15 protein-coding genes, 2 other RNA genes and 1 pseudogene are annotated in these 19,546 nt (G+C 64.0%); 7 read left to right on the forward strand and 11 right to left on the reverse strand.

Annotation, left to right across the window (positions count from 1 at the left end):
* The first annotated feature begins 158 nt into the window (after positions 1-158).
* Both ABQU90_RS13490 and ABQU90_RS13495 read left to right on the forward strand, forming a co-directional pair.
* Entirely contained in the window at positions 159-950 is a 792-nt protein-coding gene (locus ABQU90_RS13490) for an SPFH domain-containing protein (protein ID WP_323521806.1), read from the forward strand.
* A 144-nt stretch (positions 951-1,094) separates the two neighbouring features.
* Positions 1,095-2,069, forward strand: a complete 975-nt coding sequence (locus tag ABQU90_RS13495) for a glutathione S-transferase family protein (protein WP_323521484.1) — start codon at positions 1,095-1,097, stop codon at positions 2,067-2,069.
* Between the two features lie 21 nt (positions 2,070-2,090).
* On the opposite strand, the gene ABQU90_RS13500 is transcribed toward ABQU90_RS13495, so the two are convergent.
* From ABQU90_RS13500 to ABQU90_RS13525, 6 genes are all read right to left on the reverse strand, one after another.
* Positions 2,091-2,552, reverse strand: coding sequence for a DUF4126 family protein (locus ABQU90_RS13500; RefSeq protein WP_323521486.1), 462 nt, complete (start codon positions 2,550-2,552; stop codon positions 2,091-2,093).
* A gap of 289 nt (positions 2,553-2,841) precedes the next feature.
* Positions 2,842-3,771: a CPBP family intramembrane glutamic endopeptidase gene (locus ABQU90_RS13505; RefSeq protein ID WP_323521491.1), complete on the reverse strand. Its 930-nt coding sequence runs from the start codon at positions 3,769-3,771 to the stop codon at positions 2,842-2,844.
* Positions 3,772-3,795: 24 nt separating this feature from the next.
* On the reverse strand, positions 3,796-4,281 hold the full coding sequence (locus ABQU90_RS13510; protein WP_055850446.1) for a MarR family winged helix-turn-helix transcriptional regulator: 486 nt from the start codon (positions 4,279-4,281) through the stop codon (positions 3,796-3,798).
* Positions 4,282-4,284: 3 nt separating this feature from the next.
* Positions 4,285-4,572, reverse strand: coding sequence for a hypothetical protein (locus tag ABQU90_RS13515; protein WP_323521496.1), 288 nt, complete (start codon positions 4,570-4,572; stop codon positions 4,285-4,287).
* Positions 4,569-5,525, reverse strand: a complete 957-nt coding sequence (locus ABQU90_RS13520; protein WP_323521807.1) for an alpha/beta hydrolase — start codon at positions 5,523-5,525, stop codon at positions 4,569-4,571. Before ABQU90_RS13520 ends, ABQU90_RS13515 begins: the two co-directional genes overlap by 4 nt.
* A gap of 277 nt (positions 5,526-5,802) precedes the next feature.
* Entirely contained in the window at positions 5,803-6,438 is a 636-nt protein-coding gene (locus ABQU90_RS13525; protein ID WP_115552931.1) for a YiiX/YebB-like N1pC/P60 family cysteine hydrolase, read from the reverse strand.
* Between the two features lie 211 nt (positions 6,439-6,649).
* Between ABQU90_RS13525 and ABQU90_RS13530 the strand changes: the two genes are divergently transcribed.
* Both ABQU90_RS13530 and ABQU90_RS13535 read left to right on the forward strand, forming a co-directional pair.
* On the forward strand, positions 6,650-6,985 hold the full coding sequence (locus ABQU90_RS13530; RefSeq protein ID WP_055850449.1) for a DUF3817 domain-containing protein: 336 nt from the start codon (positions 6,650-6,652) through the stop codon (positions 6,983-6,985).
* 168 nt (positions 6,986-7,153) lie between these two features.
* Positions 7,154-9,124 carry an alpha/beta hydrolase family protein gene (locus ABQU90_RS13535; RefSeq protein WP_323521498.1) on the forward strand — a complete coding sequence of 657 codons (1,971 nt, stop codon included), beginning with the start codon at positions 7,154-7,156 and terminating at the stop codon, positions 9,122-9,124.
* Between the two features lie 58 nt (positions 9,125-9,182).
* Here the strand turns inward: ABQU90_RS13535 and ABQU90_RS13540 are convergent, their stop codons facing one another.
* The 3 genes from ABQU90_RS13540 to ABQU90_RS13550 form a co-directional block, all read right to left on the reverse strand.
* Entirely contained in the window at positions 9,183-10,439 is a 1,257-nt protein-coding gene (locus ABQU90_RS13540; RefSeq protein ID WP_323521500.1) for a VWA domain-containing protein, read from the reverse strand.
* Positions 10,440-10,718: 279 nt separating this feature from the next.
* A complete protein-coding gene (locus ABQU90_RS13545) occupies positions 10,719-13,034 on the reverse strand; it encodes a S9 family peptidase (protein ID WP_323521501.1) in 2,316 nt (771 codons plus the stop codon).
* Between the two features lie 384 nt (positions 13,035-13,418).
* Positions 13,419-13,494: non-coding RNA, sX9 sRNA (locus ABQU90_RS13550), on the reverse strand.
* A gap of 105 nt (positions 13,495-13,599) precedes the next feature.
* Between ABQU90_RS13550 and ABQU90_RS13555 the strand changes: the two are divergent.
* Positions 13,600-15,021, forward strand: a pseudogene (locus ABQU90_RS13555) (GAD-like domain-containing protein); the annotation flags it as partial.
* Positions 15,022-15,026: 5 nt separating this feature from the next.
* Here the strand turns inward: ABQU90_RS13555 and ABQU90_RS13560 are convergent.
* A non-coding RNA gene (locus tag ABQU90_RS13560) (sX9 sRNA) lies at positions 15,027-15,102 on the reverse strand.
* 126 nt (positions 15,103-15,228) lie between these two features.
* Positions 15,229-16,317, reverse strand: coding sequence for a DUF1615 domain-containing protein (locus ABQU90_RS13565; protein WP_323521809.1), 1,089 nt, complete (start codon positions 16,315-16,317; stop codon positions 15,229-15,231).
* A 672-nt stretch (positions 16,318-16,989) separates the two neighbouring features.
* Between ABQU90_RS13565 and ABQU90_RS13570 the strand changes: the two genes are divergently transcribed.
* Together ABQU90_RS13570 and ABQU90_RS13575 are read left to right on the forward strand one after the other, a co-directional pair.
* Entirely contained in the window at positions 16,990-18,858 is a 1,869-nt protein-coding gene (locus tag ABQU90_RS13570; RefSeq protein ID WP_407078751.1) for a tetratricopeptide repeat-containing diguanylate cyclase, read from the forward strand.
* A gap of 143 nt (positions 18,859-19,001) precedes the next feature.
* Entirely contained in the window at positions 19,002-19,460 is a 459-nt protein-coding gene (locus tag ABQU90_RS13575; protein WP_323521505.1) for an Rrf2 family transcriptional regulator, read from the forward strand.
* The last annotated feature ends 86 nt before the right edge of the window (positions 19,461-19,546 follow it).

A 19,546-nucleotide genomic window follows, 5' to 3' on the forward strand; every position in this document is an offset into this window, starting at 1 on the left:
TGTGCTGCGATTGACGGAGCGGAGCGATGGTGGAGCGTTTCAGGGGGCTGATCATTGACCAGGTTCCAGGCCGCGAGCGGGGATGAGATCGCCCGAATGATTCGGTAGTCTTTCACGCAACCGGGCGGATAGGCGCCCGGGCATTCAGGGGGGCATCGATAAGAAATTCCACTCTGGCCATTGGATTGGCCGGCTTGCTCTGTGCGTGTACGGTGGTTTCGCCGGATCCAGGCCAGCAGGCGGTCCTTGTGGACAAGCCGCTGTTGTTTGGAAAAGGGGGAATCCGCCTGGACGATGTGCGTGATCCTGGTCGTACGTATGCGTGGTTGACCACGTCCGCTACCTATGTGGATGTGACGCCGCAGACCGTGCAGGTGGCCTTTGATGACTTTTCGTCCAGTGACAATATCCTGCTGGATTTCTCCACCCAGATTCAGTATCGGATCAGCGCACCGGCATCGTTGTTGTCCGGCTTCGGGCAGGATTGGTTCAAGAACAACGTCGCCAGCCAATATGCGTCCATTGTGCGCGACCAAGTCAAACGCTACGACATGACCAAGATGATGAGCGATCCCGACACCGCCAAAAAAATCGACGACTCAGTCACGCAGAACGTCCGTGCGTTGGTCAAGGAGCAGCGGCTGCCGATCGAGATTCAGAACATCACGTTGGGCCGTGCACGTCCCAATCCGGATGTTTTGCAGCAGATGAACCTGACCGCTGCACAGCAGCAGCGGGTCAAGACGCTTGTCGAGGCCACCACGGCCGAGCGGCAGCGTGAACAGGAGCAGGTCGCCAAGGCTGATGCCGATAATGCCTATCGCAATCGCATGGGGCTGACCCCGGAGCAGTATCTCGCCAGCCAGATCGCCGAACTCAATGCAGATGCGTGCAAGAAAGCGCAGGCGTGCTACATGGTGCCGTCCGGCACATCCGTGATCGCGCGCTAGCAGGCAGCGCATCAGGGAGCGCGCTGCGACCTGCTGAAGCGACTTGCGCGGTAAGCACACGCGCTGTAATCGCAGGCCCGCTCACGTGTTTTCCAACATGGCTGGGCTACGGTGCTTGCCTGTTCTGCAGTGCAAGGAAACACCATGGGCCTGCTGGTCGATGGCAAGTGGCAAGACCGTTGGTATGACACCGATAAGAGCGATGGGCGCTTTGAGCGTTCGCAAGCGCAATTTCGTAATTGGGTGACGTGCGACGGCGCAGCGGGGCCGCATGGGGGCGGTGGATTTCAGGCGGCAGCGGGGCGTTATCACCTGTATGTGTCGTTGGCGTGCCCGTGGGCGCATCGCGCCTTGATCTTTCGCCGCCTCAAGGGGTTGGAGCCGCTGATCGATGTGTCGGTAGTGAATTGGTTGATGCGCGACCAGGGCTGGACGTTCGATCCCGGCCCGGGTGTGGTGGCCGATCCGATTCACCACGCCACGCGCCTGTACGAGGTGTATCTCAAGGCCGACCCGCATTACTCCGGGCGCGTGACCGTGCCGGTGTTGTGGGATCGCGAGCGCAACACGGTGGTGAGCAACGAGTCGGCCGATATCATCCGCATGTTCAATAGCGCCTTCGATGAAGTTGGTGCGGCCGAAGGCGATTTCTATCCGGCCCCGTTGCGCGATCAGATCGATGCGCTCAACGCGCGCATCTACGACACCGTCAATAACGGCGTTTACAAGGCGGGCTTTGCCACCACGCAGGCTGCCTACGAAGAAGCGGTGGTGCCGCTGTTCGAGACGCTGGATTGGCTGGAGGCGCGCCTGGGTGAGCAACGCTATCTCTGCGGCGCCATGCTCACCGAGGCTGATTGGCGGCTGTTCACGACACTGATCCGGTTTGATGCGGTGTATGTCGGTCACTTCAAATGCAATCTGCGACGGATCGCCGACTATCCGCAGTTGTCCGGATTTCTGCGCGAGCTCTATCAGATACCGGGTATTGCAGACACGGTGAATTTTCAGCACATCAAGGGGCATTACTACCAAAGTCACGACAGCATCAACCCGACCGCTATCGTGCCGATGGGGCCGGTGCTGGATCTGCATGCAGCGCATGGGCGCGGTGGTTGAGACGCAGCTGCCCAGTTTGGACTAACGCTTGGCTGCATCCCGAATGATCAACGTCGCCGCACCCACCGAGATGGCGTCTTCGACAACACCTGTACTGGTCTGGCCATAGCGTTCGATCGCACGCATGCGCGCATTGAAGGTGAGATAGGCCGCGGCAACCGCAGTTGTAGCGCCGAGCAATGCTGCGATGCCACGTTGTTCGCGCGGTGCCAATGCGGTGCCGACGATGACGCCTGTGGCGATGCGGGCAATCATGCCGGGTAACACGATGCGGTCCGGGGCGGTTTTCATCTTGTCGCCGGCCAGCTCGCCGCCGGCCAGTGCCAGCATGCCAGCCGATGCCATGGGATTGGCAAGCAACGCCGGCGCGCCGTTGTCGGCAGGAAGCTTGCCGGTGCGTGCAGCGTTGGCCACTGCAGCCAGTGGGGTCATGGAGCGCATGCCGGCAACGGCGCTCATCAAAATGGAGTGGATCAACGCCATGTGCACCTCTGCAAGGGCGTACCGACGGACTCCAACGTGGAGCCAGCAGGCGCGCATCAGGTTGTTGGTGCTCAGAGCCTAGGAGGCCGGATGTCTGCGCGATGGCAAGGCGGTGCTATGGCGATGTGTGCTGGCGTCCAGGCGTGAGACCTTGCCTGACGTGTGGCATCACGCGGTACTCGATGCATGCCGGGGTGGTCGTGCCGCTGTGAAACGGCGATGCGGTGGGTGCGCCATGACGCTGCCCGACCATGCAGGCGCGGCAGCGTATTGCTATCGCCAACGCAGTTCAGGGTTGCTTTGCAAAGCTGCCCGCGCGCCACGCCATCCACAACACCGCCAGACCCACCGCCAGGCAGATCAGCACGCCGGGTAGCGAGGCTTCCGGGCCGAAGGCACCGCCGGTGAGCCATTCGGGAAATCCGGGACGGGCCGTGCTGCGGGCGATGGACGGGCCCATGTCGGTTCCGGAAACCGCTGCACCAAACAGATAGCCCTGGGTGAAGTTCCAGGCGATATGCACGCCGATCGACATCCAGATGCGGCCGGTCAAGGCATAGAACGCGCCGAGCAGGATGCCGGCTTCCAGTGCGATGCAAATCGCCGCAAACGCCGTTGCATGCGGGTTGGCGATATGGCCGAAGCCGAACAGTGCAGCAGAGGCGACGAACGCCACCCACGGGCCGAACGCGCGCCATATCAGGCGCAGAAAGATGGCGCGGAACAACAGCTCTTCGATCACCCCGGCCTGCAAGGCCTTGCGCAGCGCCGTCCAGGCTGGCGCCGGGCCGAGCGCTTGAATGTCGTACAGCCCGAACAGCGCCATGATGCCCATGACCGCGGCGAACATGGCCGCGCCGATCACCACGCCGATGGTCAGCTGCGGCAGCATCGGGCGCAGCGCAAGCTCGCTGGCGCTGCGCCCTTCGGCCAGGCGCACCGCCAACACGTAGACCGCCAATCCAACCGCGACGCCGATCAGGCCGGCGACCAGTTGCAGGGGGCCGGAGTCCTTGGGCAGCAGGCTGCCGATGCCTCTGCCGGCCATGGGCGCCAGCGTGGCGACCACCACCAGCAGCAGGACCGCCCAGGCAATCGCTCGCAGCCAGCGTAGGCGGCCGGGATGCAGGAATTTGCGCTCGCCCAGCGCGATCCGGTGGGGCGTTTGGCTGTGCGTGGCCACTGCGCTACTGGCAACCGATGGCGTGGGTGCGTGCATGGGTGACGTCCTGTGGGGTGGTTGCTAGCGGGTGGTCGAACGGAATGACGCGTCTGAGGCAGCTGCGATACGGGTAGCGAATGAGCGGTGCTGCAAGGCGGCAATGGCTTCAGCAAGGACAGCGGAGAGCGCAACGGACAGCTCCTGATCGAGCTGTGCGGCGGCTGCGTTGGTCGCGGCCCATTGCTGTTGCAACGCAGGCACCATCTTTTTTGCCTTCGGCGTCAGTGCCACGATGCGTTCGCGCGCGTCGGCACCTGGCTTCAACACGGTGAGCCGTTGCCTGGTCATCTGCGCCACGGTCTGGCTGGCAGCGGAGTGGGTGATGCCGATCTCCTGCGCTAGAGCCTTGATAGGCAGCGGCCCTGATCGCAGCAGGACGCGCAGGACGGGTGTGTAGCGCGGCCGCCAGTCCAGCCCTGCAGCGGCATAGACCGCTTCCAGATCGCCATCAAGCAGCTCGATCAGGTGACGGACCAGGGTGCCTAGGGTCGGAGATGCTGCGCTCATGAATCAAATGTATAAGCGCTGTTGCATTTGCGCCATGTGCCGGAAGTGGGGGGGCATCAACGTCAGCTGGGTGAGGTGGTCGGAGGTGCTGCGTAGGCTGCTGCGCTGTGTTCCGGAGAGTGCGGTGGTGGAGAGATCCGGGCGGAGTTGCACGTGATAGCGCTCGACCTCGAACCCTGCGCCCGGCAGTGTCGGCGCTGCGGCCATCAGCGAACACGGTGCGACTGCCAGCAGCGCAATTGCCAGTAGCGAAGTCAGGACCTTGCATCCAGCCAGCACCCGATGTTTCACCGCTCGCTCCGATCAGAAGTCTTTATCCCGAGCAAGGCCTTCAAGCCGTGGGTGGCGCCGCGTGGCCCGATGGTCAGGTGGTCCTCGTCATTGAGAACGTCCAGCTCGACCTGCAACGACGGATAGTGTCGCGCGCGCAGTGCCTGTGCCATGTGCTGTGCGTCGATGACCATGTCGTAATTCTGGTGATAGCGCACCTGCTCGTACTCGCCGACGTACATGTACACCTGTGCCGGCAGGTCGGTATGCGAGGCGGCAAAGCTTTTTTCCTGCACCACCATCGCGTGCTCGCCGTACCAGTACGATGGGCTGCCCAGGATATAGCCGGCAAACATCTCCGGTGTGCTCAACAGGATCTGCGTGCCCAGCAGGCCACCGTACGAATGCCCCAGATACAGGCGGCGCTGTTCGTCGGTTCGGTAGCGGTTGGCAACGAACGGCAGCACGCGATCGCGCAGGTAGCGGATGTAGTCGGCGCTCTTGCCGTGGGTGGCAACGGGCGTTGCGGTTGGGCCATCTTCCGGTGTGGGCGTGTAATCGCGTCTGCGGCTCGGCATGGGCTCGTCGCCGAGTGCGTAGGACAGCCCAACCAGAATGAAATCCTCGATGGCTGGGCCTTCGCCGTTCAAGCGACGCGCAATCTGCTTGACCAGTGGAAACGCATAGTCGCCATCGGTGGCATACAACACTGGGTAACGGCGCTGCGGATTGTCCGCATAGCCACGTGGCAAGGCGACGAAGACCTGGTAGGTGCGACCTGTCGCCGGATCGGGCACGTCCCAGACCTGCGTATCGGCAAGTTCATACGGTTGGCCCTTGCCACGCTGGCTACCAGGTGCGTGAGCGGGCGTACGCGCTGACACCGTTGGCTGTGGCGTCGCTGCAGTAGCCGGTGTTGGCGGTGGTGCCGGTGCTGGTGCTGGTGCCTTGCCGCAGCCAGCCAGAAGCAATATTCCCAATCCTGCTGATAACAGCTTATTCAAGACAGCCTCCTGTGTGGCGCTAGAGCGCAATGTTGTTGCAGTAGTGCAGATGACATCTAGACGAGGAGACGCGGCGAACCGCGCGTACCTGCTCTGTCGCGTTGGACGCGTGTAGATATCGATGATGTCAGTCGACCTGAAAGAAGCGGTAGGCACCTGGTACCGCACACCACGCCTGGGTCCAAAGTCTTCGATGATCGAACGGCGCAGCGCTCCCAACCAGCTAAAACCGCGGGAAAACATGCCTTCAGTTCAACGGACCAACCACGCGCAATGCCGCTGCCTTGGCCATATCGTTCGGATTGGTGCCGGGCAGGCCCTGCGGCACGGCCATGCCTCTGTTGCGATAGAAGTCGGTCCAGTACGGCGACACGTTGCCGGTCTGCAGGTTTTTGAAGTTCATCGGTTGCAGCGCAAACACCTGATGTGCGCGGAAGGCGCGCTCGATGAAGTCCGAGCAGTAGTAACTGTTGTCATCCTGCACGTAGGTCTGGTTGTACGGTTTGCCGAGCATGCGCCGCGCCTGCGCGATGGCGTCGGCAATGGCGGGGCGATGCGCGGGGGTGAGCCGGTACACGACGATCTGCCGCTGCTTGGCGGTGGCCTCATCGATGAATGCCTGCAGCGGTTGCTCGCGCGAGCCTTGTTCGTCGGCATGCAGTACCACCTGGGTATCGCCGGCATGTGCCACCAGCGCGACATGGTCGAAGCTGCGTTCGCCCTGTGTGGCGGTGGCGTCGTCGATGGCCCCGCTCAGGCCGCTGCGCGCTGCGGTGACGAACAGCAGGTCGCCATCGTGCACCTTTAGTGCCAGTGCGGTGGCGGGTAGTAAGGCGGTGAGCAGTAAAAGCAGCAGAGCGATGCGCATGGTGTGGGGCGTCAGGACAACAGTGCCGGCATTATCGCCGGGATGCGCGTGGATGCGCCGAGCCGTAGGACGCTGCGTGCGTGCCGCAACCATCAGCAAGCGCGGGACGTGTACTGGCAGCGCCACGCGCCGGTTCACTTGGCCTTGCCTGTAAACTGGTGCTGCCAGCGGGCGTCGCCGCCGCTATCGCGTCGCGGCAATCCTTGAGTATCCACTGGAGTGTTGCATGCGTTCTGCTGCTGCGTTGTCGCCGATGGGTCGGCTGTTTGCGGTTGCCGCCTTGATCGAAGGCGTGACCTGGGCCGGGCTGTTGCTCGGCATGGTGCTCAAGTACGGCACACAAACCACCGAGGTGGTGGTGTGGCTGTTCGGTCGCCTGCACGGCGGCGCCTTTCTCTTCTACGTGGTGGTGAGCGTGCTTGCCGCACTGCGGCTGCGTTGGCCGTGGTGGGCCTGGGGGCTGAGCCTGCTGGCCGCGCTGCCGCCGTTGGTGACGGTGCCGTTGGAAATGTGGTTCCGGCGCATCGGCTTGCTTGGCCAGCGGCCGCCGTCTGTCGGTTGATGCGGAGCATGCGTTTAGGCCGCTTGCGTCATCGACCGCAGTAGGTTCGAGCGCATTAGGCCAGCCAGTCGCAGGTTTGCAGCATCACCGATTGCGCTGATGGGGGCATGGACGCGGCGGCAGTCGTTTGCCACCATGCACCTCTCAAGGACAGGTCGTGGGGGCGATATGCGTGGTTGGACGATAGGCGTGCTGAGTGTGCTGGCATGGGGAGTGGCAAGCCCTGGAGTCGCGCAGAGCGCGCCGGAAACCATGGATCTTGCGCCATATCTCAAGAGCGACCAGTTCGAGCGGATCAAGATCTCGCCGTCCGGTGCCTATCTCGCACTGACCATGCCGCTGGAAGATCGCACCGTGCTGGGCATCGTGCGGCGGCAGGATAAGGTGGCCACGGCCAAGGTCACCGGCGGCGTCAACAGCGTGGTGGACGATTTCTGGTGGGCCAGCGATGAGCGCATCGTGGTGTCGATGGCGCAGCGGCTGGGCTCGCGCGACGAGCCGGTGGCCATCGGCCAGCTGCATGCCATCGATGCCGACGGCAAGAACGGTCGCCTGTTGGCCAGCCCGTACGGCACCAATCCGGATATCAACGGCGCGCAGTTGAAGATGGATCTGGACCCGGCCACCTACATGCTGGACACCTTGCCGGGCGACGCACGCAACATCCTGGTGTCCGCGGTTCCGTTCGTGGGCGATCCCAATGTCCGCATCGACAAGCTGGATATCCAGACCGGCCGGCGCACGACCGTGGCCACCTCGCCGGTCCGTCGGGCAGGGTTTGTGACCGACCAGCAAGGGCGGATCCGCTTTGCCAACGGCCTGGACATCAGCAACATCAGCAAGCTGTATTACCGCGACAACGACGACGCACCGTGGCGGCTGATCGACGATGCGGCCACCAGCAAGCATCGCGAATTCCCGCTGGGTTTTTCCGCCGATGGCAGTCGCGCTTATCTGCAGGTGGAGCAGGCCACCGGCACCGATGTGCTGGTGGCGTGGGACCCGGCAACCAGCAAGGCAACACCGCTCCTGCACGACGATACCGTGGACCCGTACCACATCCTGCGCGATCTGGACGGCACCACGCCGATCGGTGCGTCGTATATGAGCGATCGCGTGCGCAATCGCTTCTTCGACGAAACAGCGCCCACCGCCAAGTTGTATCGCAGCCTGGAAAAAGCCTTCGACGGCAACGCGGTCTACATCACCTCAGCCACCAGCGACCGCCGCATGGTGCTGGCGTATGTGTGGAGCGATCGCAACAACGGCGATTACTATCTGTTCGACACGGTCAGCAAGAAGGCCGACCGCGTGTTTAGCCGTCGCGAATGGTTCCCGCCCGATGGAGTGCCGGCGACCAGGCAGGTGAGCTTCAAGGCGCGCGATGGCCTGGTGCTGCATGGCTACCTGACCCAGCCCTTGCATGCGCAAGCCGGCAAGCCGCTGCCGTTGATCGTGATGCCGCATGGCGGCCCGTTCGGGATCTTCGACAAGTGGGAGTTCGATGACGACACTCAGTTGCTGGCGGCAGCCGGTTACGCGGTGCTGCGCGTCAACTACCGCGGCTCGGCCAATTATGGCTACGCGTTTACCCAGGCCGGTGCCAAGGAGTGGGGCGGACGCATGCAGGACGATGTCACCGATGCCACCCGCTGGGCCATCGGCGAAGGCATTGCCGACGCATCGCGCATCTGCATCTATGGCGCAAGCTACGGCGGCTATGCAGCGCTGATGGGCGTGGCCAAGGAGCCGGCGCTGTATCGCTGCGCGGCCGGTTATGTGGGTGTCTACGATCTGGACATGATGGCGCGCGATACCGGGCGCTCCGCGCGTTGGGCAAAGAACTGGACGGTCGATTGGCTGGGCGCACGCGACACCTTGGCTGCGCGTTCGCCGGTGACCCTGGCACGGCAGATCAAGGTGCCGGTGTTTCTGGCGGCCGGCGGCAAGGACGAGCGCGCGCCGATCGAACATACCAAGGCCATGGAGCGCGCGTTGAAAGGCGCCGGCGTGCCGGTGGAGTCGCTGTACTTCCCCAACGAGGGCCACGGCTTCTACACCGAAGCACATCGACGCGAGTACTACACGCGCTTGCTGGCGTTCTTGAGCAAGCAGCTGGGTGGCAGCACGGCCAAGTGAGCCGTGCTTGTCGCTTGCAGGCAAGGCGACCGGCGCCAGCCAGGCGTGACGCCTTGTCTTACAGGATGTTCTTCGCTCTCGCTGCGGTGAGCCACATGGGAAACTCTTCCATCAGCAGGTCGTAAAGTTTTTCTTCGGGAATCTGATCCAGCCGATCAAGTGCGAAGAAATTGCAGTTGTCCACGACACGGCCATGCATGTCATCGAGCTTCTCGAGGATGCCGTAGCCACGGCCACCCAGGCCGACAAACTGCCAGAAGATCGGCAGTGCAGCGGCTTCCTTCATCAGCTGGGTGATTTCGCGATCCTGATGCACGCCGCCGTCACTGATAAACAGGATGTAGACCGGGGTACGGTCCTTGGATTGCTTGTAGTAGTCGATCACCATGCGCATGGCCTTGGGCTCATCGTTGATGCGCGGGCCTAGTGACCATTTCTTCCAGCCACCCGAATCGCGCTCGATATAGCCCGAAAAGTTATGAAGTGTCACAGGTGACAGCTGGCATGGAGTTGCACCGAATGCCCAGCAATCCAGTGCGCCGTCGTCATCGAAATGGACCGCCATCGGGATGAGGCGATCGACCACCTGTTGAACATGACCTCGGCTGTATTGAGCGCTCATCGAGCCGGAGGCATCCAGGACCAACCCGATCCGTGCCTTGACGTCGGTGAGCCGGGCTTTTTCGAGGCTGACCTGTGCCTTTTTCGCCAAGCTGACCAATTGCGGTGCCACATCGCCCACCCGCTTTTCCAGCGAGACTTTCGCTGCAGACGCGGGCGTACCTGCCGCTGCGGGCACTGCCGGCGGCTCGGAGACTTCACCGCCAAAGTGGGCCACCAATGCATCCAGCCCGGCATTGAAACCCTGCAGGTTGGCGACGATGCGCCACTGATCCTTGCTGCGGTAGATATCGGCGACCATGATCGCTTTTTCGTCGGCAAAGCTTGTGCCGGAGAAACTGCAGCGTGCAGTCTCCTGGCCACTGGCCTGGAGACTGAAATGGCTGGCGTCGATGTCGTGCATGACGCCCTGGCCGTCGATGGAGGCAGTGAAGACTAGGCGATCGATCGTCGTCGGCAGGCTTGCCAAGGACAGCTCGAAGCGCCCGTCCGCATGCTGTCGGACACTGTCGCATGGGCTACTGGGTTGATTGAAAAACACCATGTAACGGTCGTCGGACAGCTTGCCGGCTGCGTCGAGACCAAAGCACACGTAATCGATAGTGCGGTTTGAGGCGATCTGGGTGACGAAGTCGAACCTGGGCTGCTGGATCAGCGTAGACAGCGGGACGCGTTGACCTTGTGACAACTGCATTTCAGTTCCTTTGAAGATCGTTGGCCGAGTAGATTACAAGCTAAGCCTGCACCGAAACATCGGCATACCAGCGGATGCATGCGCTCAGCATGGCGGAGGCCTCGCACCTCCGGGTGGTGTTTGAGAAAGTGACGCGCGGTCGACAGACAGGGTGGACGAAATGGAAAGAAACCTGGAGCCGTCTGTCCGCGACGCCTTGAGATGGAATGCGCTCTGTCGGCTGTTTGTGACAGAGCGCCCGTGTGCTAAGCGCACTTCGTAGTTTCGCTTCCATCACCTCTACGGCATCGGCTTCATCTGGTACTGCGCCGGCGGCGTGTCACCGAGCAGGTATTGCACGAAATAGTCCCAGCGGCGGCGGGTGACATATGGGGTCATCTCGCCGTAGCCGTGTTTGGCGTTGGGCAGCATCAGCATGTCGAAGTTCTTGTTGGCCTTGATCAGCGCTTCGGCCACCAACAGGGTGAGATACGGCGGTACGTTGTCGTCCAGGGTGCCGTGTACCAGCATCAGTCTGCCTTTGAGCTTGCTGGCATGCGTGGCATTGGCCTGGTCGTCGTAGTTGGAAGTGCCGTCTTTGTTGACGATGTGCTCGCCGTGATACTTCTCCGCCCAGTCGTCTTCATAGCCGCGGTTGTCGTGGTTGCCGCTTTCCGACCACGCCACCTTGAAGAAGTCGGGGTAGCGCAGCATCGCGCCGGTGGAGGCGTTGCCGCCGCCGGAGTGCCCCCAGATGCCGACACGGCTGAGGTCCATCCACGGGTAGCGCTGTCCCAGTTCCTTCAGTCCGGCCACCTGGTCGGGCAAGGTGTTGTCGCCCATGTCGGCGTACCAGGTGTCGTGGAAGCTCTTGGAGCGCCACGGCGTGCCCATGCCGTCGATGGCGATGACGATGAAACCGAGTTCGGCCAGCGATTGATTGTCGCCATGGCCGGCATAGAACCGGCGACCGCGGACCGAGCCGGTCTGCGGGCCGGGGTAGATGTAATCGATGACCGGATACGTGCGGCTGGCGTCGAAGTTGCTGGGCTTGAACATCAACCCGTACAGCGTGGTCTTGCCATCGCGCGCCTTGACCGTGATCGGCTCCGGTGGCACCCAGCCGGCGGCCTTGAGGCGGGTGATGTCGGCAGTGGCTATCGTGCTGATGCTGCGGCCGTCGGCGGCGTCGCGCAGCAGCGTGACCGGTGGCGTCAGCGAGGTGGAATAGGTATCGACAAAGCGCGCGCCGTCGGGCGATAGCACGACGCTGTGGTCGGCCACTTCCGGCGTCAGCAATACCGGCGCGCCGCCATCCAGGCTCACCTTCCACAGCTGCTGGTAATACGGGTCCACGCCCGGCGAACGGCCGACTGCCATGAACCAGGCGGTGCGTGTCGCCGGGTCTACGCGCAACAGCTCGGTGACGTTGCCTTCGCCAGTGGTGATGGCGTGCTTGGGCTTGCCGGTGCGCAGGTCGTAGAGAAACAGCTGACCCCAATCGCTGCGTTCGGAAAACCACACCGCCTCATCGCTGCCCGGCAGATACGCCCAATTGGCGGCCACCTGCCCACTTTCGTAATAGGTCTTGGCGGTTTCGTCGAACGCGGTGCGGACCTCGCCGGTGGCGGCATCGGCAATACGGAACCAGGTCTGCTTGTGGAAGCGCGAAGTGGAGGCGAATGCCAGCGTCTTGCCGTCGGGTGCCCATTTCGCATCGTCCCAGGCGCCGTCGCAGCTGACGTCATCGCACAAGGTGGAGCGGTGTTGGTCCGGCGGCATCTTCAAACGCACCACGCTGCGCGATGGCACATCGATGATGACGCGCTCGATCATGGTCACGTCCTTGTCGCCGGCCAGCGGGTATTTCCACGCCTGCAGCTCGGGGTGACCGAGCTTGGTGCTGACCAGATACATGTCGCCGGTCTTGCGCTGATCCTGCTGGAATGTCGCTATTTTGCGCGAGTCCGGCGACCACGCCACGATGGCGCGATCGCTGTGCTGCCAGCCGGCGTTGTCGGTGGCATAGCCGAAATTTTCCACGCCATCGCGGGTGAGCTGGGTTTCCTGGCCGCTGGCCAGATCGCGTACCCACAGGTTCCAGTCGCGAATGAAGGCTTCACTGCGCTTGTCCGGCGACAAGACGCCAGGTTCCGGTTTGTCCTTGGCATACAGCTTGCTGCAACGCGCACGTACATCGCAGACCACGGCGGTATCGCGCACATTGAGGCGGTAACGACCATCGGCAGCGACCTTGACCACCGGCGCGAAGGTGTCGGCCTTGAGCGGTTTGTCGCCGGTCTTCAATAGCGTGTTAAGCGAAGCGACCAGCGCGGACTGTTTGAAGATCGGTGCGGTCTTGCCGGTGGCGGTATCCAGCTGCAGCAGCCGGTCGCCCTTGGCATCGTGGTCGACATAGACCAGGTGGGTGGCGTCCAGCCAGTCGATGCGTGAGGCCGTGTGATCGACCAATGGCTGAGTGAGGTAGCCGATCAGGCGTTCGGCGCGCGCATAGTCGGCCTCGGTGACGCTGGGTGCCTGCGCACTGGCGATGACCGGCAGGACGGCCAGGGCGAGGGCGGCGAACAGCTGCCGCATCGGCAACGGGGTGGGCATGTAGGACTCTCCGGGACGAAAGGAGCGCGCAATGCGGTCGGCGCGACCGTCCGATGCTACCCGCCACGTGGGCCGGGTGCCTCTGCCAGAAGTCGTGTCTGCGCCGTTGTCGACGGTAGCAGGCCGCACGCGTTTCGGCGACCGAGTGGGCGTGACCGACGCGGGGCGGACCTGTGATCAAGCGGTTGCCGAGCGGATCGCCCGGCCCGGCACCGGCACAGCGTGACCGATTTCGTCGAGCTCGATGCCCATCGAGGGAGATCACACCCGTGGACCGCACGCACGCTGCGTGATCGGCCAGCCACTGATTACGGGAATGTCAGGCTATGCACTACGCTTCTCGTCGTCCACACAGGATCATGCGGCACGATTCGGGTTTAGAGCGGCTAACAAGCGTAGCGAGCAGTCGTCAGGTGGGTGCGGATGGCGCGCTCAGAACCGGAGTGTACGAGTGGACCATGCCGCACCGAGCACCGAGCACCGGCCGCGCCCGTTTGGCGGTGAGCACAGTCGTTTTGTTCGCTGCTCTTACTGACCGCACGCAACGTTGACTGGAGGCCGTCTGATGTCATGGTTCCGCCGCTTGGCACTGTCCCCCTTTATCAAGGCACACCCACCGCGCAAGACGCAGCCTGCCCCGGCGGATCTGATTGCCGCCTATGCGCCGGTGCTGCCTGCCAGCCTGCTTGAGCTGTGGCGTCAAGAAGGGCTGGGGCACTACGGGAACATGCAGTTCGCGCTGATCGACCCCCGGCAATGGCAGCCGGTCCTGGATCGCTGGATCGTCTCGCCACCCGATGCGGTGCGGCGTATTCCGATCGCGCTCACCCCCTTCGGCGCGCTGCTGTACTACCGCAAGCTGACCGCCACCGACGAAGACGTGGTCTACCTGGACCCGGTCTCCAAAGCCGCCGCTGACCTGAGCTGGAGCCTGGACGACTTCTTCAACCAGTCCCTGTGCGAGGCGGAATTCTGCGACTCCCTGATCCCATCGGCCCTGCTTGCCGCCGCGCGCAAAGAGTGCGGCCCGCTCGCTGCGGGCGAGGTCTACGAGATCGATCAGATGCTGTTTTCGATGCAGATGTTGCGGGTCAACAAGGTCGATGCGTTGGCGCTGCACACCCGGCTTCGCGATGCTGTCGACGGGACCGCAGCCGTCGCCGATGCACCTACGACCAATGGTGACGCATTGCCTACAGCGCAGCGCTCAATGTTCGAGGACATCGTCAACGGGTCACAGTCCAGCAACGCGCTGCACGGCCTGTACTTGTCGTCGTACATCGATTGGCATCGCATGCTGGCGCTCGAGCCCAACGGCCAGTATCGCCTGCTGTTCTGGAAAATCGATCATCGCAGTCTTGCACGCACCGATGTGCGTGCGTATGCGGGCCGCTATGCGGTGACGCATACCGAGATTGGCGACGAGCACGTGACGCTGGATATCCGGTTGCGCAGCGACTCCAGCGGTAGCGATGCCAACGATGCGCAGCTGGTGGTCATGCGCTCGGGGACCGACATGTTTCTGTTGCGCAGCGACGAGCTGGCAGACATGGCAACGGCCATGGATGGCTCGAACACGCTGGGCCGCAGCGAGTACTACTTTCGCAAGGTGAGGTTGAGTGATGCATTTGTCGAGGAGTCATCCGATGGACGCGCTGCGCCGCCGCTTGCCGATCTTCCACGCGCGTTACAGCAACGGGTGAATGCCGAAGCGATCATCGCCACCATCACCCATGTGGACGACGTCGACCCCGACGCTGAAGACGACGGCGCCGGCACCGTCATGTGCACACTGGACCGAGGCCAGGACGATGGGCTGCGCATGAACATGCCGCTGCGCTCGCCGCCAGACACGGGGCGCGCCCTGTATGGCTGGGTCTGGGAGATGCACCCTGCAGCCTGTCGGGTCGGCATCAACTATCAACGCGGTCGCGATGGCAACGTGGAAGATGGTCCTGTTGTCGGCGATGTGTTGAGCAGTCGCCTAAGAGCGGCTAACAAAACGTAGCGAGCAGTCGTCAGGTGGGTGTGGACGGCGCGGAGGAACCGGAGTGTACGGCTGGTACATGAGGATTCCGAGCACCGGCCGCGCCCGCCTGGCGGCTGCACAGTAGTTTTGTTAGCTGCTCTAAGTGGGGAATGAGATGCCGGTGCGCAGCGCAGGCACTGCGCGCAGCGCTGCCAAGCCAGTCGCTTACTTGCTCATGCAGCGCGTCCAGCGCTCATTGACTCGCTGCGCAAACCAGGCAGTGGTCAGCGTACGGGTGATCTTGGGGCTGTCCAGGGTGATGCCCGGCAGCACCGCGCGCGGCAAGGCCTTGCCGGCGCTGCGATCGGCCAGCGCGAACACCTGGCGATACAGCGCGCTTTGTTCGAACTCCAGTGTGTTGCCGGCTTCCAGCGCACTGCGGATCTGGCGGTCGCTCAGCGCCAGCTGGCTGCCCAGCGAGCGCACCGCGCGCTCGGTGCCGCCGGGTGACTCCAGGCTGGCGCCGGGCGTGAGCAGGTCGCCGTCCAGTGCGAGCGCGATGCCGCTGGCCTTGCTCAGTGCGGCCTGAAACGCGGCATTGCGGCTGGCATACCAACCGGCGTTGAAGTCGGCAAAGCGATACAGCAGCGCATCGTAGGTCGTGGGGTAGCCCAGCAGATGGGTGGTGCCGAACCATAGCCCGCCACGGCGGCTGAACACCTCGTGGCGGACCGAGCTGTCGGGCGGATACGGGTAGCGCGCGGCATGTTGTTCGGCAAAAGCGATGCTCACCTGCATTGGCCCGGCGGTATGCACCGGATTGAGCCCATCGAACAGGCGCGCGCCCAGCGGCACGCTGCCGGTGAAGTCTTCGAAGATGCGGCTCAGTTCCTGCTCGGTACGCGCCGCAGCGATACGGGTGGCGTAACTGCGGCCATCCGGCGATGTGATGCGCAGGGCGGCATCGACCATGAAAGCCGGGATGTGGTGTGCACTGGCGCGGCGGTCGATTTCCGCGCGCGAGATCTTGCCCAGGTTGGGCACCGCGGGATTGGCCTGGTAGGTCGATTCCTGCTCGGTCACCGCCAGCACGGCGCAGATGTGCTCGGCGCTGGTGTCCAGTGCCTGCGACGATAGCGCGACATACACATCGTTGGCCCAGCCGCTGCGATCGGGCAGGTTGGCCGGCAGGCGCCGTGCGATATCGGCCTTGACCGCCTCCGGCGAGCGCTGCGGCGCGCGCGGCGCCTGGGTGGCGCAGGCCGACAGCAGCGCGATGGCGATCAGGGTGAGCAGGCGGAGCAGGCGGGGCAGGCGGAGCAGGGGCAAGGTCACGGCGTCTCCAGACGATCAGGGGTGGCAGCTGCCGTGCCGGAGTTTACGTGGCCGCGCCGTGGCGTCCGTCATGTGGCTGCCAAGCGGCGGAAGGCCGCGTGCTGTGGCGTGGCCATTGTCGCGAAACCGTGGCCGCCTGATCGTGGCGCCGGGTGTGGCATCGGCATCGCGTGCGGCAGCAAGCCGTATCGATCACAAGCGCTCGTCGCGCATCCACTGCGGCCCACGCAGCCCTTGCAGGCAGGCAGCGCTGGCAGGACGGCGACCTGGCAGTGCGCGTCGCAAACCAACCGCGCCCACTCGCAACGCCGTTGCATCCCGTGCGCCCAACGCCTGCTCGCTCGGCCTGCCGGCCACCGCGCGCGCCCAACCGCGTCATCCAGCGGATTCAAGACTTGCGCATCCCGGCCGATAACGGGCTCGACCATCAAAAGCGATCACGGCGTCTGCCGTGTTCGCCGGTCACCCTTGCAGCCGTACGACATCGAGCGCGCGCATTGCCGTGCAGCTCACGCGATTCCACCGCTGTCCGACCACGGGAGTGCCTTCAGATGCCGCAGCAAACAGCTAGCCCCGGCCAGGTCAGGTGCAGTGCCGTGGAGAGCGTGCGCATGCAGTGTGGTCCACCCTCCCCGTGATACGCCAATGAGCATGCCTGCGATGGTCTGGCGCCGCCTGCTCGCTGCGTGCTTGTTGTTGTCGTTCGGCGTTGTGGCCTGGGCACAGCCGCAACCCTGGAAAACCATTGAATTGGCCACGCTCGACGACCCGATGCGGGCGTTGCAGATGTCCCAGCGTGCGCTGCAACAGGCCCGCGTCGATGGCGACCGCGATGCGCAGTTCTGGGCGCTGCTGGCGCAGTCGCGCGTGTTGATCTCGCTGGAAGACAGCGAGTCGCGCCTGGCCGCGCTCACCGAGGCCCACGGCCTGCTGGACCAATTGCATGGCAATGTGGCGCAGGCGCAGTTGTGGCTGGACATCGTGCAGGCGCTCAGCGACGTGCGCGGAAACCCCAATCGCAGCATGGTGGCGCGGCTGAATGGCTTACGTCAGCAGGCGCGCGCACTGCGGCGCAGCGATCTGTTGTGCGAAATAGAAGCGGTCGACATGTGGAGCATGCTGGCCTCCGGCAGCAGCGACGAGGCCTGGAGCGCCGCGCAGACCAGCTACCAATGCGCCGTGCGCGAACACCTGCTCAGCGTTGAGCTGGATGGCCTGACCCAGCTGGGGTCGTTGGCCAGTCGCGTCGCAGGCCGCGTGGCCGACGATAACGATGCGCAGGATTACCTGCAGCGCGCCCTGGCGCGCCTGCACGACCAACCGGCGCGCTTTCAGCGCAGCCTGATCGAATACGAATACGGTGCCACGCTGGCAGTGCAGCAACCCGCCGCCGCATTGCTGCACTTCCGGCGCGCGCTGGCGCTCAGCCGCGAGCTGAACGATCAGGCCGGCGTGGCGGCAGCGTTGACCAGCGCCAGCGAAGCCTTGATCAAGACCGGCGATGCCGCAGCGGCGCTGGCGATGGCGCGCGAGGCGCTGCCGTTGATGCAGGCGCAGGGCAATATCGGTCGGGTGGCTGCCTGCCACGCCATCCTGTTGCAGGCCCTGACCGCGCTGCAGTCGTCCAGCCTGGGCAGCGCGATCGTCGCGGCCAAAGCGGCCGACGACCCGAACCTGACCTTGAGCGGGCGTGCGGAGCTGGTCGATGCCATTGCCCAGGCGCTGGCGGTGGAAGGGCGTTATGCCGAGGCCTACCAGGAGCTGCAGCGCGCCAACGCGCTGCGCGCGCAGAACCTTGACCGCCAGCGCGACACGGTGATGCTGCGGCTGCAGGCCCGTTATGAAGACGCGCGGCGCGAGGCGGAAAATGCCGAGTTGCGCCGACGCAGCGAAACCGCGCAGCTGGCATTGCAGGCGCGCGAAGCCGGACAGCGCGCCTTGTGGATCGCGCTATGCGCTGCGTGCCTGCTGCTGGTGGGTGCGTTGATCGTGCTGGCGTTTGTCGCACGCCATCGCCGACAACTCTCGCGGCTGGCCATGCGCGATGAACTCACCGGCCTGCCGAACCGACGCGCCATCCGCGCCGAGGCGCAGCAACAGATCGACCATGCCCTGCGCACCCACACACCCTGCATGCTGGCGCTGATCGATTTGGATCACTTCAAGCTGATCAACGATGTGCACGGCCATGCCAGCGGCGATGCGGTGCTCACCGCGCTGGCCAGTGCCTCGCTGCTGGCGTTGCGCGCCCAGGATCGCCTGGGCCGGCTGGGCGGCGAAGAATTCCTGCTGGTGCTGCCGGGCTGCGGTGCGGACGAAATCCCGGCCGTATTCGCGCGCTTGCGCACTGCGGTGGCGGCGATCCAGATCCCTGGCTTGCCCGCAGAACAGCCGGTGCGGTTCTGCATGGGCGCGGTGAGCGTGACCCCGGCGGCAGGACTGGACGTGCTGTTGAGCCAGGCCGATCTGGCGCTGTATGCCGCCAAGACTGCCGGGCGCGATCAATGGGCGGTGTGCTGAGCCTGCGGCGCACCGTTTGAATCTGCGCTGCGACAATTGCGTAACGCTACGGCACAATCCAGGCGTGACGACGGCATGCCGTCCCTCTGAACCGATCGAGCGAAGCCGAAGACCGCGTGCGAACCGATAGCCGCCTTTCCCGCATGTTGCATGTGCTGTTGCACATGGCCAGAAGCGCGCAACCGATGACCTCCGAGCAGATCGCCAGCATGCTGTCGACCAATGCGGTAGTGGTGCGCCGGACCATGGCCGGGTTGCGCAGCGCCGGTTACGTGCAATCGAGCAAGGGACACAACGGGGGTTGGCAGATCGCCTGCGATCTGGCCCAGGTGACGCTGCTGGATGTGCATCGCGCAGTCGGCGGCCCGCATCTGTTCGCGATCGGTGCCGATCATCCCAACCCGCAGTGCGCGGTGGAGCGCGTGGTCAACGCGGCGATTGCCGATGCACTGGCCGAAGCCGAGGCATTGCTGCTGCAGCGCCTGGGCAGCGTGACCCTGGCCGCACTGGCCAGCGAGTTCGACAGCCTGTGCAGCGCTGGCGCGCCACCTGCCGGCAAGGCCACCGGCAAGCGCAAGCGCAAGCGCACGCAGCAGCGCTGAACTACGGCAGCAGTGTGTCGCGCATCGGTGGGTGCGGTAGTGAGTTGCTTGTCTTTTCATGTAACATCTAAAAGTACATAAAGCGA

Source organism: Xanthomonas sp. WHRI 10207 (assembly GCF_040202975.1).
Classification (GTDB): Bacteria; Pseudomonadota; Gammaproteobacteria; order Xanthomonadales; family Xanthomonadaceae; genus Xanthomonas.

Excerpts from the sequence above, each read along its gene's own strand:
- ABQU90_RS13495 (WP_323521484.1), top strand. The coding sequence starts at position 1,095 with ATGGGCCTGCTGGTCGATGGCAAGTGGCAAGACCGTTGGTATGACACC.
- ABQU90_RS13500 (WP_323521486.1), bottom strand. The coding sequence starts at position 2,552 with ATGGCGTTGATCCACTCCATTTTGATGAGCGCCGTTGCCGGCATGCGC.
- ABQU90_RS13505 (WP_323521491.1), bottom strand. The coding sequence starts at position 3,771 with ATGCACGCACCCACGCCATCGGTTGCCAGTAGCGCAGTGGCCACGCAC.
- ABQU90_RS13510 (WP_055850446.1), bottom strand. The coding sequence starts at position 4,281 with ATGAGCGCAGCATCTCCGACCCTAGGCACCCTGGTCCGTCACCTGATC.
- ABQU90_RS13530 (WP_055850449.1), top strand. The coding sequence starts at position 6,650 with ATGCGTTCTGCTGCTGCGTTGTCGCCGATGGGTCGGCTGTTTGCGGTT.
- ABQU90_RS13535 (WP_323521498.1), top strand. The coding sequence starts at position 7,154 with ATGCGTGGTTGGACGATAGGCGTGCTGAGTGTGCTGGCATGGGGAGTG.
- ABQU90_RS13540 (WP_323521500.1), bottom strand. The coding sequence starts at position 10,439 with ATGCAGTTGTCACAAGGTCAACGCGTCCCGCTGTCTACGCTGATCCAG.
- ABQU90_RS13545 (WP_323521501.1), bottom strand. The coding sequence starts at position 13,034 with ATGCCCACCCCGTTGCCGATGCGGCAGCTGTTCGCCGCCCTCGCCCTG.
- ABQU90_RS13570 (WP_407078751.1), top strand. The coding sequence starts at position 16,990 with ATGCCTGCGATGGTCTGGCGCCGCCTGCTCGCTGCGTGCTTGTTGTTG.
- ABQU90_RS13575 (WP_323521505.1), top strand. The coding sequence starts at position 19,002 with ATGTTGCATGTGCTGTTGCACATGGCCAGAAGCGCGCAACCGATGACC.